The sequence below is a fragment of the Leptospira jelokensis genome, assembly GCF_004769635.1.
Taxonomy (GTDB): Bacteria; Spirochaetota; Leptospiria; order Leptospirales; family Leptospiraceae; genus Leptospira_A; species Leptospira_A jelokensis.
In genome coordinates, this window is sequence record NZ_RQGH01000026.1 from 675360 (window position 1) to 690416 (window position 15057).

Sequence of the window (15057 nt, forward strand, 5' to 3'; positions counted from 1 at the left end):
ATTGTATCGTTAGGCTAACCAACGTTCTGCTTCTTCAATGGCCTCTTTTAAGTCGCTCACAAGAGTTGGTGCAATCGCGATCCCTTTTTGGGTGGGTTTGAGTTCCCCATTCGGATCTGTGTACCAGACTCGGATGTTAAAAAAGGTTTGCCCTTTGTATTCGGAAATCTCCACGCGGATGACTTCTCCTCTTCCTTTGTCAATGTCTCGGATGATCCCAGTTTTTGCCATGTTAGTACGTCTCTACAAATAATTGTTCTTTTTCTTCCAGGTCTTTTTTGAAGGCTTCATACGTTAAATCTGTACCACAAGCGGACATGATTTCTTGTATCACTCCTTTTTCCATTCCCTTCGGACCGCCACAAATATAAAACTTACCATTTCCATTCACAGCATTTTTAATGGCTTCGGCATTTTCTTTTGCACGGTGGGTGATGTACATCTTACCCCCATCAAAACGATTTTTCTCCTCACGGCTAATTGCTGTAATGAAATGGAAGTTAGAGTGTTCCTTGGCCTTACCCTCAAAATAATCTCTAAGGACAATTTCATCGGAATAGGGTGCACCGTAAACGAGCCATAAATTCCCTTGGAACTGGATCAATTTTTGCACGAGAAGTTCTTCCACCATCCCAAAAAATGGACTGATTCCGGTTCCAGTTGCAAAAAAGAAGAGATCACCAGAAAAATCAGTTTGGGGCAAAAGGAATTTTTTTCCTGCAGGACCCGTCATCGTGACAATATCCCCCGGTTTTAAATCACAAATGTAGTTAGAACATACCCCTTTGTGCAGGAGATTTCCATTTTCATCATACACATTGTCTCGTTTCACAACAAATTCAATTGTGTCTTTGGTTTGGCCAAAACTATAAGAAGGAGAGGCTATCGAATAGAGGCGAACCGTATAACTGGCGTCAGCGAGTCCTTTTGCTTGTTTTTCTGGGTCAATTCCTGGTGGGATGATCCCAGCACTTTGCCCAATCATATACGGATAAACCGAATGGTCGATGGCGATCGTGATGCGGTGGACTGCTGCGTCACCTTCCTTTGTTTGGCGTTTTCCCTTACCGAGTTCCGGAGTCAAACGGGTGTTTGCTAGGACTTGGGCTTGGATGGGGTTGGATTTTTTGAATAAATTGATCTGAGGGGTAAGCAAAGTCGTCCTCGTAACGGGTGGTTTTACGTCAAGTTTCGCAAGGTTGGGCTTCGGGAAAAGGAGAACTTGGATCTTTCATTTTTCGTCCCGAGAATTATGTCTCTTCCTTGACTCAGAATTTGGATTTTTTAAACTTTAGTCATTCCGGCCCTCCCGCCGATCCTTAAACCATAAGGGAAACAAGTTACATGAGATCGACAGAAGTACAAGAAAAGAAGTCCTATCCATTTCCGAACTCCGTCCTTCACCAAAAATTGGAAAGTTTTACGAACACCATGCTTGCTTCTCTGGAAAACCAGCCTAAACACGAGACCACTTGGGCTGTCATCACGATGAAGGGTGAAGTATTGGCTCATGGTTCCAAACACCCCCACATAGACCCAAGTTCCGATTCCCTATTTTCACTTTAATTTAGGATTTTTTATGTTCACAAACAAACGATCGATTTTATTTTCTTTTCACATAACAATAATTAGTTTAATATTTGTAACAAATCTAAGAACTATTTCCGCAGAACCTTATGGAATGGCAGGCTGTGGTTTGGGTTCCATGGTCCCCGTTTGGAAAAATGATATTGGTCAAATCCTAGCTGCAACTACGAACGGAAGTTTTTCTTCACAAACCTTTGGTATCACATCAGGTACTTCCAATTGCACCACTGATGGACTTGTCAAAAGGGAAATTGCGCAAGAGGTTTTCATTGCTTATAACGAAGAACCATTAGAATTAGAAACGGCCATTGGGAATGGGGAACGAATTCGTGCCGTAGCATCTTTGTTAGGTTGTCCAAAACATGCAGTGGAACTTGGTAAATTGATGAAAGATAACCATTCCTTTCTTTTCGAAAAATCGAATTCTAGTTTGGAAACTCGTCCGAAAGAAATTCTCACACGATTGAAAACACAAATCGCAACCGATACAAATTTAAGATTGGTTTGTTTACATTAATCTCGTATCACTCGAGAGATTTCAGAATTATACCGATAGGCCGCTTCTGTTTGGCTTAAATACCCATACGCACCTAATTCAAAAAGAAAAGATGCTGTGATTCCATACCCTCCATCTGGCACCGAGTCACATCCCTTTTTTCCGGCTGGGTGGATCTTCCAATCACGAGTATTCAAATAAGGAAAGTCATCCGGACAAAGTACGTGCCCGTACATTTTTCCATCGGCATGCCTTGCTTCATGTAATAAAACTAAAACTCGGTCCAAACGATTGAGTGTAAAGAATCCACGCCCAAGTAACACTTCTCCTTCACGGTACATGGCCACGTAGTCTCCTGTGGCTCCAAAATTGTACTTTTTGATGCGGCTTTGGATCCAACGTGATATTTTTTTCCCAGAAAAAGGAAATTTAAAAAACGACTCGAATTGTGAATGGCGGTTGTAGGTGGACTTATCAATTCGAATTTTTTTAGGTTCTAATGATTCCAAATACAAAAAAGTTTCTTTTAATGTTTTGGATTGTTTGGCAGTTAACTTTGATTCATCGGAATGAACTGAGTTTGGTTCAAAAAAGAAAATCAAACATCCAAACAAAAACAGTTTTTGAACATTAAATTTAGAATGTGGCTTGGAGTCCGCCATAGTAAAACCTTGGACGAATAGGATTGTAAGTAAGCTCGTATTGGTCCAAGAGGTTGTCTACTCCGAAAAATAAGGACATCCTTCCTTCAAAAAATTTTTTCTCTAAACGCACGTTGAGGAGGGTGAACGGTTTGCCATACACCACTTTATTGTTCTCTTCTGGAGTGCGAGTTTGTTGGTCAATGAGTGCAGTACTCGTACCTGCAGTGAAATCATTGGTTGTACTATAAAAGGGACGTTTGTCTAAACGTTTGGCACGAAGTGCAAATTCCCAACCTCCAGGGGCGTTCACAAAAAAATTCATTGTACCTTGGTGGAGGGCACGCCCTTCCAGAGGTCTATCCGTTGTTAGGTCCCTTGTGTCAGTTTGGTTGTATCCAAGTTCTAAGGCAAAATACTTTAAAAAACGAACACGAGACCCTGCTTCCACTCCCCTTGTGTAAGCTCGTTGTACGTTTTTCAATTGGAAGGTTGCAAATTCACTCGTCCTTGTTCCAAAACTGTATTGGATGAGATCAGTGATATCATTTCGAAACACACTGAGAGACAAAGTCCAGAATTTGAATGGAGTGTATTCGAGATCGGCATTCACTGTTGTGGATTTTTCAGGCCTTAGTTTGTCGTTACCTTCAACTGTATACCCAACACCAGGGTTTTCAAATCGTAAGTACAATTCGCGAAAGGAAGGTGGACGAAATCCTTTTCCATAACTGGCTCGAAAAACCAAATCACTTGTGATGTCAATTTTTGTCGCAATTTTTGGAGTGGTTTGTCCACCAAATTGGGAATCCACATCATGCCTAACTCCAGGCACAAGCCGCCAAACAAAGCCTTGCCGCCAAATCACCCATTCATCTTGGATGAAGGCAGCCCTTCTTGTTCGGTATGCATTTCGTCTTGCCAATCGGTCCGTTTGTAATTCCTCAGAAAAAGATTCCACACCCGCCGTGATCATATGGTCCTTATGGACTTCGTGATCAATCTGAGCGACCCCTTGTGAAGAAAATTCGTTTGTGATTTCTTTTACATCAAGTTCGTTTGAATTTCGTTGGTCTAGTTTGTAATGGTTTTCCCAACGAGAAAAATTCCCACGTAGGGAAACCATATTTCGTTTTCCATAAGTATACTCTAGGGCACCTAACGCCAAAAAGTCGTTTGTCATATTGGTGCGATCAAATACGCCACCAGTGGCCCTTGAATCAACCCCTGCTTGGTTTCGATTTAAATAATTGATGCCTGTTTTGACTTTGAATTGCCCGTCTGGATTGAACGTCATATTCCCACCAAGGTTATTGTCTTGGAAAGAGTTCCCAGTAGTCGCCGGAGTTTTAGGATCTAAATCGTATGCTGCCGATTGGTTAAACCCACCAAAGAAATTGGTTGCCACAAAATCATTTTTAAACCCAACATCGGCGATCATATTTTTTTCGCCTTGTGATCCAAAGTTCATTTGTCGTCCATTTCCATAGGATGTGCGGAATTGGTAGTGTTCTGGTTTTTCCGCTTGTTTGGTGATGATATTGATCACACCACCGATGGCATCAGCTCCGTACAAAGAAGAACTACTGCCTTTTACAATTTCAATCCGTTCGATGTTTTGGACTTTGAAACGAGTCAAATCAATTGTGTTGTTGAGTCTTCCGGCAACTCTCTGTCCATCAACTAAAAATAAAACATATTTGGAATCAAGACCTAACATTTGTACTTGGGAACCACCAAAAAATGGTGTGACGTTGATTCCAAGTTGTGTATCAAGCACCTCGCCTAAGTTACGCGCTCCCGTTTGTTCAATCCGTTTGCGAGAAATCACTTCCGTTGCAACGGCAGAATCTTTGAGCCTGCGTTCCCCACGAGATCCAGTCACCACAATTCCATTTTTGTGATCCAAATCTTTGAAGCGATCATCCTCACTCACTTCTTCTGGTTTATTACCTTCAGGAGGATTGGTACTTTCGGCTTGATTTGTTTCTACATTTGGATCCCCAGTGGTGGTTTGTGTTTGTGTAGGGATTTCTGTTTTTCCATTTGGCTTTGATTGTTTGCCATTGGGTTTCGATTGGGAATGGAGGTTACTCCAAATCAAAAAGAAAAAACAAAGATAGAAAGTAGAACGAAATAATTGGGATGACATTAGGGAAGTTTTTTCCAACGGATGGTTGGGTAACCAGAGGTTCCAGCATCACTATAATAATTTTCAATTTTGACTGCATAAATAGATGAACCCGTTCCAGATTTTATCAGAAAGATTTTATTTGCTGTTGGGGTTAAAAAACCAATCGTATAATCATACCATTCGGTAACAAGTGCGTTGCCAATGTAAACAGCTCCTGCACCACCGATTCCTTGTGTTGTAGCAGAGGTATCCGTGACAAAAGGACTGCAACCGGGAGAAGAGGAAGGTCTAGAACTAACTTCATCAAAATTTGAACTATTGACAAGACAAGCCCCACCCAATCCAAACCGATTTGTGTCACCAGAATTTGTTGCCACCTTATAACGATTAAACGCTATATCCCAAGTGAGTGTATCTTTTTGGGATAATGGAACTTGTTTGTTTGTTTCAAAATGAAAAAAGATGTAAAAATCTAAATTGGTCGCATTGAACCGAGTCGTAAAACTCCCATCCCCATTGGAGCGAGAGAAAACAATTTTATCCAAAGCATTGGGATTACTGGCATTGACTATATTTGTGATGAGTTGGTTCACATACAAATCTTGGTCAGTCAGCGCTGGCTTCTGCCGAGCGCAAAAACTAAAACCAATCAGGATCCCAATGACGATGTACTTCAATGTTGTTTATAATCCAGTTACGGTATAAGAAACAGCTGCTGCTTGCCCTCTCGAAGGAATTGCGTAGAAGAAGATGTAATAATCTCCTGCGGTTGTGAAAGCGATCGATCCAGACCCTGAGAGTTGGTAAGAATTGGTAAACTCGCTATTGGAATCAGTGAGTGACGATGGAGTAAAACCAGTCCTTGTCGAAGTTGTCAATGGACAAGAAGAGGATTGGTAAACAATCACGAAGGAGTTTCCAGTCAGAGCAACGTTCGTTCCATTTTTCGCAGTTAATTTTAATGCAGCAGTCTGGTGTCCCACAATGGCTACCGAACCGGTTTTTGTGATCGTTCCAGCACCATTGGCCGTCACAACATTTTGAAAGGTATTGATACTTGCTCTCGGAGGCGCATTTACAGTGCAATCACCTTGGGCACTGGCAATGATCGAAAGGGTGAGAAGGTTTTCTAGGTCTTTATTCTCTTCTTTTTTTTCACACTGGAGGGTAACGGCACCCAAAATCGCCAGTAGGGCGAACAATCTAATCTTTTTTTCAAGGGAATTCATAAGAACCTCGGTCTTTTTTATCCAAACTTCCGTACTGTTATTGAGAATCAATTTCATTTTAATGGAATTGTCCTTTTTTTCAATGGCTGACATTTCTGTGACAAGAGGAGCATTCGTACAAAACCGTTGGTCAATTTCTTTATGATCCAACGAATCTGGTAAGACGGCACTCTCATACGCGTATGGTGTAAAAAATCTATTGTAAGGAAAAGGATTTTTCGTCTACTATGCCTAGGTCATGTCACTCAAGCAGATCACTATCTACATTGAAGAATCAGAGAATGATTTCTACAACCGACTGCTTCGTGACATAACAAACATTGAAACATGCCATGTGCATAGTTTCCCCTCTATCTTAAAAATCAAACCTGGATCCATCCAGGAGTCTGCGGTTTTCCTCTTTTGGAATGATACAAAGGCAATGGAAAAACAAAAATTTATTTTTGAACATTTCCCAGAGTCTCCCTATGTCATCCTATCAACCGTTAGTTTGTCTCCTGAAACACTTTCACAAGTAGCACACCCAACGTTTTTGCATTTGGCAGAACCAACATATTCTGTTGGGAATTTGGACTTAGTATTGAACTTCGCAGAACGTTTGATAGAGGACATGAATCGTTCGATCGCCTACGATAAAATTCGCGAAAAGGTAGTGGTTTTAGAAAACGTATTTGAAGAATCTTTAGACATTCTAATGCAAATTGATCCTACTACCAAACAAATCATCAATGCAAACAAACAAGCGGTTGTTGTGTTGGAATATGCGTTGGATGAAATTATAGGCAAAGAGTTTTCCTTTTTTATGCCCCCGGTGGAAATCGATGAGGATGCAGAGTTCCAAGGAAATTTAATTGAAAGTACGGCACTTCGTTCCAAATCGGGAAGGTTGATCCCAACAGAGTCATCGTTTCGACTTTTTCCTGTAAATGGGAAGATGGCGATTTGGGCAACCTTTCGTGATATTACCGAACGAAAACGTAGCCAAGAACAAGTGAAAAACCAAAAGGCTTTTTATGAATTTATTTTGGATAATTTGGATTCCGACATCGCCGTATTAAATTCAAATTTCGAATATGAATACACAAACCCAGTATTTTTAACCAACAAAGAAATTCGTAAGTGGTTGTACAAAAAAACTGATGCAGACCTTGCTGAAAAATTAGATTTATCACCTGAATTTTACGAAACGAGAAGAAAATATTTAGAGGTTGCAGCGAAAGAAAATGAGATTGTTGAGTTTGAAGAACTCATCCAAGATCACAATGACAAAGTAACCTATTTACTCAGAAAGTACATTCCAATTGATGATTCGGATACAACGCAAAAACGATTCATTAGTTTTGGCGTAGACATCACAGAACGAAAACTTTCCGAAGAAAGGATCACCTATCTTGCGTATTACGATGCATTGACAGGTTTGTCCAATCGTACTTTGTTTATCGATCATGCCAACCAAGCTTTAAAAAATCATAAATCTACAGAAACCCTTTTAGCGTTTTATTTTTTCGATATCGATAACTTTAAATTCATCAATGATAGTTTAGGCCATACAAAGGGTGACATTCTTTTACAAATGGTTGGAGCAAGGCTCAAACGAGTGATGACAGAAGTGGATACTGTAGCTCGCTTTGGTGGGGATGAGTTTGCCATTTTAAAGGTTGATGTTCCAAATAAAAGTGCCGCCGCAGAGTTTGCACAAAAAATATTAGATATCTTAAGCCAACCCTTTCATATCATGGGTCGTGACTTGTTTACGACGATCAGTATGGGAATTGCCCTCTCTCCAAATGATGGCATCACCTCAGCTGAATTATTAAAAAACTCCGATATGGCCATGTACAAAGCAAAAGAACTTGGTCGTAATAATTATAAATTTTACACCAACGAACTCATTTTACGTTCTGAAAAACGTTTGTACATTGAAAACTCACTACGAAAAGCGATCCAAAACGAAGAATTAATTTTATTCTTCCAACCAAAAATTTCTACGATCACAAATCAAGTTTGTGGAGCAGAAGCCCTCATTCGATGGAAACACCCAGAACGAGGTTGGGTTCCACCGATTGAGTTTATTCCCGTAGCAGAAGACTCAGGGATCATCGAAAGGATTGGGGATTGGGTTTTGGAAGAGGCATGCCGTTTGAAAAAAGAATGGTGTGAGATGAAGTTACCAAGTTTTCCATTAAGCGTCAATGTGAGTGGTAAACAATTAGCAAGATCCAATTGGTCACACCGTGTGCAAGCTACCATCTTACAATATGGAATCAATCCAGAAGAAATCGAATTGGAACTCACGGAAAGTTCCATCATGGAAAATCCTGAAAAAAGTATAGAGGCATTTGAATACCTTTCTGAGTTAGGAATCAAAGTTTCGATTGATGATTTTGGTACTGGTTATAGTTCACTGAGTTACTTAAAAAAAATTGATGCTGATGTAATTAAAATTGATAGGTCTTTCGTTGTAGATTTAGAACTCAATGAAGATGACAGAGCGATTTGTAAGGCCATTATCAATATGGCCCATTCTCTTGGTTTAGAAGTGATTGCAGAAGGTGTCGAAAATGCAGCACAAAGGGATTTGTTGCATGATTTGGGATGCCATATGATCCAAGGTTACCTTTATAGCAAACCTCTGCCTGCAGAAGAATTTGTTGCCTTTGTAAAAAAATTTAACGAATCCACAAAAACAAAATAGCCGAAATTTAGGATGATGGTCCGTACAATTTCGATCTTATCATTTATCCTATTTTTTGTCCAAGCTGTCCCTGCGGAATCTCGTGAAGTCAAAAAGAAATCACCGAAACAGGTAACATCACAAGGGAATTACTTCGTTAAAAAGGAAGAAAAAAACTTTTCCTTATTGATGGAAGCCCGTCGTTTCACTCGAGGTGAAGTTATTTTTTTACGACTCACTCCAAAAGATAAAAAATGGATCAATGAATCATACAAGGTCAGCTGGTTAGGGAAAGATGTAATTCTTACCAAACGCGAAAGTAGTATGATCGCTTTTTTACCAATTTCACCTGATACACCAGCTGGTGCCATGACCTTAGAAATTGTATCAAAAATCTTTTTTGTGAAACGTGGGCAAAAACAATACCAAATCATTTTAGAACCCACAAAATTCCAAGTGATCAAAAAAAACCAACAAATCAAAGTGGATGAAAAATTTGTTACAAAGGAACTTCCAAAAGAAATTTTAGATTTTATCCAAGAATGTAAAAATGCAAAAGAATTAGCGTTTGCTAAATCAAGTCCGTTACAATTCCAAAAGAATTTTAAAAATCCGTTAGAATCAATTTTTATCACTAGTAAATTTTATGTTAGGCGAGACTACAATAATAAACAAGGTAGGCCCCATGGAGGTGTGGATTTTCGGGGAAAAACGGGAACACCCATTTATGCAATCCAAGATGGAACAGTTGTTTTGGCCCAAAAAACATATTACGAAGGAAATTTTACAATCATTGATCATGGAAATAAAATATTCACGTTTTATATGCACCAAGATGAAATCAAAGTGAAGGCCGGAGATGTAGTGAAACAAGGCCAACAAATTGGAACCGTTGGATCAACAGGGATGTCAACCGGACCACATTTGCACTTGGGAGCAAAGATCAACGGAGTGTTAGTTGATCCGCTTTCCCTCATTGCATTACAGTCGATTTCGGAATCGAATTGAACTCAAAAATTCACGGATGACTTGTTCGTGAATTTCACCTTTCTCTAGGTTTTCAGTAATGTGTAATAAAAGTTTGTCGTGACTTGCGTTTTCGAAAATCATAAATCCCGTTTTGGAATACCGTGGTCTCATTAAATCATAAAATGTCCAAAACTTAGAAAATAAGATAAAATCCTGAATTTCTTTTTGTTGGATCTCTTGTAAGTCTTCGATGTCACCTTTACTCACTTGGATCTGTAAAAATTCTGAAAACTCTTGGAAAGCTTGTTCTTTTTGGAATCCAACATAATCTGGAAAATAAAAAATCCTAACAAAAGGATACCTTTCTGCATCATGATCACTAAAAGAAAGTAATCCAGCGATTTGACCAACTCCCGTTTTGTTTTCCATACTGAGATCTTCCGGTTTGTAAAAAAACATTCCTTCCGGTAAAGTAAAACCAATTTGAAGTTCTTCATTCCAATAATTGTTGTTCTCTGTGACTTCCCATTTGTTTAAATCTTTTTCTTCAATATGGTATTTGTTTTTGAATAAAAGATAGGCTGAGTATATTTCAGCACCTTGTAATGACTTAAAGGATATGAGAGCATTACTTGCCACGAGACAAAATGCTAACAACAATCTTGCATATTCGGTAAGTTGGAGGATGCGGATAAAAAAAGCGATAGTGATGAATAAAAATAAAAATACCGTTCCTGCTTCAAAAGCTAAAATTTCTGTTAGCCATAATGCAAAAATAAAAAGGACTAAAACACCGATTTCAATGAAAGGGTGAAAGGTTTCCTTCCAATACAATTGGATCAAATACAAACTAAAGTAGGTAATCAAAAGTCCTACAACAAGGGATATGAGACACAAAACAAAGATATAATGCCAAGGAAGGTGAGATTCGTGGTAAATAAAAAATGGGACCACAAGCACGGTGTAAAGGAGGAGCAGATTTCTAGTGGTGCTAGGTGAGAAAAATTGAGTGAAGAAACCACTTGCCTGATTTTTGATTTTGCTTAGTATTTGGTTCATGTCGGCGATTACAGACTTCTTTCAAAAAATCCAAAACCAAATTGTTGAAATCCAAACAACCATCAACCAGATCAAAACGAGTTGGGAGAATTTTCAAAAGTTTTGGGATTTGTTTTTTACTTTAGTCCCTTGGGAAGTTCTCCTTTTACTTATCTTTTCTGTCATCCTCCTTTCTATTTTTAACTCCATCTCTCCGAGTACACCAAAGGCCAATTTGACTCTGGCAGTCGTATTCCTCGCATTCCTTTGGGTTTATTTTTGGGGTTTGTTTTCCAAAGAAGTTTCCTATGGTAAGGTAATCATTGCTTCGTTGTACATCCTTGTGCCACTGCATGCTGTTGGTGTCAGCATGTGGCTTTATGGTTTTGGCAAAAAAATCTATTGGAAAAAAAGAAGGATTTCACCCAAAACTTGGGATTCGGCCCTCCACCAAGTTTCATCGGATTACCACCAACTGATGGGAAAGCTACATGGATTTCACAACTCAATCCACGAAAATCATGAATCGATTGGAAAAGACATCCAACAATTGGAATCCTCCTTACAAGGGATCAAATCCTTGTTAAACAAAAAACAATTATTGGATGACCAAGCGGAGTACCAAAACGAGGTACCAAAAGGTACCTCCTAATAAAATTCCCAATCAATCCATCGTCATTAAATTCTTTCCACCAATTACTTTAGGAAAGAATCCAAATGGGAATTGTGTATCATGATCATGAGCAGGGATCACCTTTAGATTCGGATTTACGTTCAGCAGTTCATGCACCCGGGCAATTTCTGTTCCCAGTTCTTTCACATCATAATCCACAATCCATCTTGCGCCTCTTGGTTTGTGTTTAAGTTCTACAAACCCTTCTTTTCTCCAGACGATATCGCCTGTTAAAAAAAACACTTCACCATTTTCTGTGTGTAAAAACAAACCAACGGAACTTTCACTATGGCCTTTCATTGGCACAAAGACGGCCGTTCCATCACCAAACCAATCTAAACTTTTCGCATAAGTAGCATAAGGTGTATCGCTGAATTGAAGGTGATCCCATTTCACTGCCTTTCCATCATACTGTGATGGAATGTAACCAAGTTCAATTTTTGCATGATTCAACTCATCTTTTCCACTATGGATCTTGGCATTTGGAAAGTCTTTTAATCCACTAGCATGGTCCCAATGCAAATGAGAAAAAAATACATCGCGAATGGTTTCGGGATCATTTCCATTGGATTCTAATTGTGACTTTGCTGTTTCGATGAGTTTGTATTCCATCAAAACTTTTAGATAAAAGGGAAACATAGCAAACTGATCTTTGATTTGGGTTCCAAGTCCTGTATCAAATAAAAAATTCCCTTTTGGGTGTTGGATGAAAAATGCTGAATGGTTGACCGTCACAAGTTTAATAACCGATCCTCCTTCGATGACAAAGGCCTCTAAGGTCTTTGCTTCCCCTGTTTTCAAAATGGAAAAAACCAAATTAGAATTTGTTTTTGGTTTGGGAATCAGATTGGAATCTTTGTTAGGTTTCGATTGGTCCGATTGGTTACGACCGTCTTTGTTTTTTGTTAGATTTTCTTCTGATTGAGAAGTTTTTATTGGATTGGATTGGATTTTTTCATTCGGATATCCCAAAAAGTATACAATAAAACTGGTAATTGCACCAAATACCAATAAAGTGACGATTTTTGATTTTGAGATTGTTTTCATGTTTTTTTACCCTTTAATTTTGTTTTAACAAACTTTCTGCTGTTTTCTCTGCCATTCGCAACGGTTCCGGCGATCTTTGTAATTTGGAAAGCAATAACGCTCCTTCCCATAAAGAGAGGATGGAAAGCGAAAGGTTTTTTGCCACCCGTGTACTGTAACCATTGGATACCAAATAGGTTTCAAACGTTTTCAACCAAAGGTTGTAAACTTCCTGGCAGGCTTTGGCAACGATGATTGATTTGCCGGCTGTTTCCATGGCAGTGGTTGCAATGGGACAACCTTTTTTGTAATCACTGGAAACAATCCTTTCTTCCAGAGCATGAAATACTTGTTTAATGGCATTCGATGGATTTCCACTGTTTGCAAAGACTGAAAGGAAAAATTGATTTAACTGTGTTCCAGAATATTCAATTGCAAGGCTTGTGAGTTCCTCCTTCCCTCCTGGGAAGTGGAAATAAAGAGAACCTTTCGGTGTTCCTGTTTCTTTCCCAAGTTCCGTTAGACCAGTTGCTTCATACCCAGAACCTTCCAAAAGTGAAGCCATCACTTCGATCATCTTTTGTTTGGTATCAAATCCTTTTTTGCCCACAAAACCTATGTCTAAATAAATAATAGACCGGTCAACATAAAAAATGGACCCATCGAATTTCTAGAGGAGCTGAGGTCGATTAGGATTCCAAAAAAGAGACCAAGCGACCAAACCAAGGGTTGGGAACGGGTAGAAAATTAGGGTTTCGTAAGAATGCAATTCATAGGCATTCAGAATCTACTTTTCAGTTCGAATAAATCTCATTGTTTTTTTGAGACTAGGCCGATACAGTAAGTAGTACGGATTTCGGGACGAAGTATGATCAATAAGAAGCCATCGCTCACAGGTAGACAAAAGGCCGCCATCTTTTTGGTTGCGGTTGGAAACGAAGTGGCCTCCGAAATTTTCAAACACCTTCGTGAAGACGAGATCGAACAAATCACGTTCGAAATTGCTCGATTAGATAAAATCACTCCGGAAGATAAAGAGAAGGTGCTTGTTGAGTTCAACGAACTCATGATGGCACAGGAATTTATCACCAATGGTGGTATCGACTTTGCTCGAGGACTTCTCGAAAAAGCTCTCGGTAACCAGAAAGCCATCGATATCATCAACCGCCTTACTTCCTCGTTACAGGTAAGGCCCTTTGACTTCATTCGAAGAACAGACCCGGCCCACCTCCTCAACTTTATCCAGGGGGAACACCCTCAAACCATCGCCCTTATTTTATCGTATTTGGATCCACAAAAAGCATCCAATATCTTATCTAACTTACCACACCAAATCCAAGCGGAAGTTGCCAAACGAATCGCCACCATGGACCGTGTGTCACCAGACGTACTCCGCGAGGTAGAACGGGTGTTAGAACGAAAACTCTCCACACTTGCTTCTGAAGATTACACCTCTGCTGGGGGTATTGATTCCGTGGTAGAAATTTTGAACCTAGTCGACCGGGGAACAGAGAAAACCATCATCGAAGCCTTGGAAGAGGAAGACCCAGAACTTGCCGAAGAGATCAAAAAACGGATGTTCGTCTTCGAAGATATCGTTTTACTGGATGACCGTGCGATCCAAAAGGTAATGCGTGAAGTGGATAACACTGATTTGGCGAAAGCGTTAAAGTCAGTAGATTCGGAAGTACAAGATAAAATTTTCAAAAACATGTCAAAACGTGCCGCAAACCTTCTCCGAGAAGATATGGACTTTATGGGTCCAGTCCGTTTGAAAGACGTGGAAGATGCCCAACAAAAAATTGTAAACATCATCCGTAAACTGGAAGAAGCGGGAGAGATCGTTGTGGCACGTGCGGGAGAAGACGAACTTGTGGTATAGGCCACAAGGGGTTTTTAACTATTACGGTTGCTAAACTTTCCCCATTTTGGTGGGAATTCGACAAGTGCATCTTTGGGGTTAATTTCCCCACGTTCCAATTTTTGGTTTAGGGTAATGAGTTTGTGCAAACTTCCCATGGAAAAGGAAAGTTCGGTCACATCAAAATCATCCAACCTCACCTTTGCATTCCGGCAGAATAATTTTAATTCGGAAAGGATGAGGGTCACCCGGGCATTGGCATACCTTGCCACGATCTCTTCAAATTCTTCCTCATTAAAGAACTCTCTTTCTAAATCGTAATCAAATTCGTTCCGGATCAAATCAATGAGTGAAAGTCCGAGTTCCTTCGCTACCAAAACGACATAATCAAATTTGGATCGCATCCAATCTTCGGTTTCCAATAACTCAATGGCTGATCTTGGAATATTCAATTTTTCTGATAATTGAATGCGTGTGAGGTTTCGACGTTCTCTATAATTTCTGAAATGGTTAACTTTTTCCATGTGCTCCAAAAAAATTTTAAAAAAACCGTTAATAACGTTCTAAAAAGGCTCCAAAAACGTTCCCAACGGTTTGGAAGAATAAGATTCGCATGGATAAGGTTGACTTAGATTGGGAAATCTGCGTTAGGCTGAAATTACGCTAAATTTCCTTTCTGGAGCCACCACCGATGTTACCGTAGGTGGTGTGCTCGTTTTTTCCATCCTT

Annotated in this window: 16 protein-coding genes; 6 read left to right on the top strand and 10 right to left on the bottom strand. The window is 39.6% G+C overall.

What is annotated here, in order from left to right; all coding sequences use genetic code 11:
* Positions 1-9 precede the first annotated feature (9 nt).
* A complete protein-coding gene (locus tag EHQ62_RS13180; protein ID WP_015677575.1) occupies positions 10-231 on the bottom strand; it encodes a transcriptional coactivator p15/PC4 family protein in 222 nt (73 codons plus the stop codon).
* 1 nt (position 232) lies between these two features.
* Positions 233-1156 carry an FAD-binding oxidoreductase gene (locus EHQ62_RS13185; RefSeq protein ID WP_135643449.1) on the bottom strand — a complete coding sequence of 308 codons (924 nt, stop codon included), beginning with the start codon at positions 1154-1156 and terminating at the stop codon, positions 233-235.
* Between the two features lie 188 nt (positions 1157-1344).
* Between EHQ62_RS13185 and EHQ62_RS13190 the strand changes: the two genes are divergently transcribed.
* Entirely contained in the window at positions 1345-1566 is a 222-nt protein-coding gene (locus tag EHQ62_RS13190; RefSeq protein WP_135643451.1) for a hypothetical protein, read from the top strand.
* A 13-nt stretch (positions 1567-1579) separates the two neighbouring features.
* Entirely contained in the window at positions 1580-2104 is a 525-nt protein-coding gene (locus tag EHQ62_RS13195) for a DUF3015 domain-containing protein (RefSeq protein WP_135643453.1), read from the top strand.
* Here EHQ62_RS13195 and EHQ62_RS13200 read toward each other — a convergent pair.
* From EHQ62_RS13200 to EHQ62_RS13215, 4 genes are read right to left on the bottom strand one after another with little or no spacing between them, the layout of a single operon-like run.
* Positions 2101-2745: a hypothetical protein gene (locus tag EHQ62_RS13200; RefSeq protein ID WP_135643455.1), complete on the bottom strand. Its 645-nt coding sequence runs from the start codon at positions 2743-2745 to the stop codon at positions 2101-2103. The genes EHQ62_RS13195 and EHQ62_RS13200 overlap by 4 nt on opposite strands.
* Positions 2720-4876 carry a TonB-dependent receptor plug domain-containing protein gene (locus EHQ62_RS13205; RefSeq protein WP_135643457.1) on the bottom strand — a complete coding sequence of 719 codons (2157 nt, stop codon included), beginning with the start codon at positions 4874-4876 and terminating at the stop codon, positions 2720-2722. Before EHQ62_RS13205 ends, EHQ62_RS13200 begins: the two co-directional genes overlap by 26 nt.
* A complete protein-coding gene (locus EHQ62_RS13210) occupies positions 4876-5535 on the bottom strand; it encodes an HmuY family protein (protein ID WP_244241771.1) in 660 nt (219 codons plus the stop codon). The genes EHQ62_RS13205 and EHQ62_RS13210 overlap by 1 nt, the downstream gene beginning before the upstream one ends.
* A gap of 6 nt (positions 5536-5541) precedes the next feature.
* Positions 5542-6237 (bottom strand): LIC20153 family lipoprotein, encoded by a 696-nt coding sequence (locus tag EHQ62_RS13215; protein WP_135643459.1) that lies wholly within the window; start codon positions 6235-6237, stop codon positions 5542-5544.
* Between the two features lie 88 nt (positions 6238-6325).
* Between EHQ62_RS13215 and EHQ62_RS13220 the strand changes: the two genes are divergently transcribed.
* Positions 6326-8782, top strand: a complete 2457-nt coding sequence (locus EHQ62_RS13220) for a sensor domain-containing protein (RefSeq protein WP_135643461.1) — start codon at positions 6326-6328, stop codon at positions 8780-8782.
* Between the two features lie 12 nt (positions 8783-8794).
* Positions 8795-9769, top strand: coding sequence for a M23 family metallopeptidase (locus EHQ62_RS13225; RefSeq protein ID WP_135643463.1), 975 nt, complete (start codon positions 8795-8797; stop codon positions 9767-9769).
* Here EHQ62_RS13225 and EHQ62_RS13230 read toward each other — a convergent pair.
* On the bottom strand, positions 9743-10789 hold the full coding sequence (locus tag EHQ62_RS13230; protein WP_135643465.1) for a YIP1 family protein: 1047 nt from the start codon (positions 10787-10789) through the stop codon (positions 9743-9745). The genes EHQ62_RS13225 and EHQ62_RS13230 overlap by 27 nt on opposite strands.
* On the opposite strand from EHQ62_RS13230, the gene EHQ62_RS13235 reads away from it, so the two are divergent.
* Complete coding sequence (locus EHQ62_RS13235) at positions 10788-11420, top strand: hypothetical protein (protein ID WP_135643467.1); 633 nt, start codon at positions 10788-10790, stop codon at positions 11418-11420. The two genes, EHQ62_RS13230 and EHQ62_RS13235, sit on opposite strands and share 2 nt — an antisense overlap.
* A gap of 12 nt (positions 11421-11432) precedes the next feature.
* Here the strand turns inward: EHQ62_RS13235 and EHQ62_RS13240 are convergent, their stop codons facing one another.
* Entirely contained in the window at positions 11433-12488 is a 1056-nt protein-coding gene (locus EHQ62_RS13240) for an MBL fold metallo-hydrolase (RefSeq protein ID WP_135643469.1), read from the bottom strand.
* Between the two features lie 13 nt (positions 12489-12501).
* Positions 12502-13077: a TetR/AcrR family transcriptional regulator gene (locus EHQ62_RS13245; RefSeq protein ID WP_135643471.1), complete on the bottom strand. Its 576-nt coding sequence runs from the start codon at positions 13075-13077 to the stop codon at positions 12502-12504.
* Positions 13078-13335: 258 nt separating this feature from the next.
* On the opposite strand from EHQ62_RS13245, the gene fliG reads away from it, so the two are divergent.
* Positions 13336-14349 (top strand): flagellar motor switch protein FliG, encoded by a 1014-nt coding sequence (fliG, locus tag EHQ62_RS13250; protein WP_004785217.1) that lies wholly within the window; start codon positions 13336-13338, stop codon positions 14347-14349.
* A gap of 14 nt (positions 14350-14363) precedes the next feature.
* Here fliG and EHQ62_RS13255 read toward each other — a convergent pair whose 3' ends face one another.
* On the bottom strand, positions 14364-14852 hold the full coding sequence (locus tag EHQ62_RS13255) for a helix-turn-helix domain-containing protein (RefSeq protein WP_135643473.1): 489 nt from the start codon (positions 14850-14852) through the stop codon (positions 14364-14366).
* Between the last annotated feature and the right edge of the window lie 205 nt (positions 14853-15057).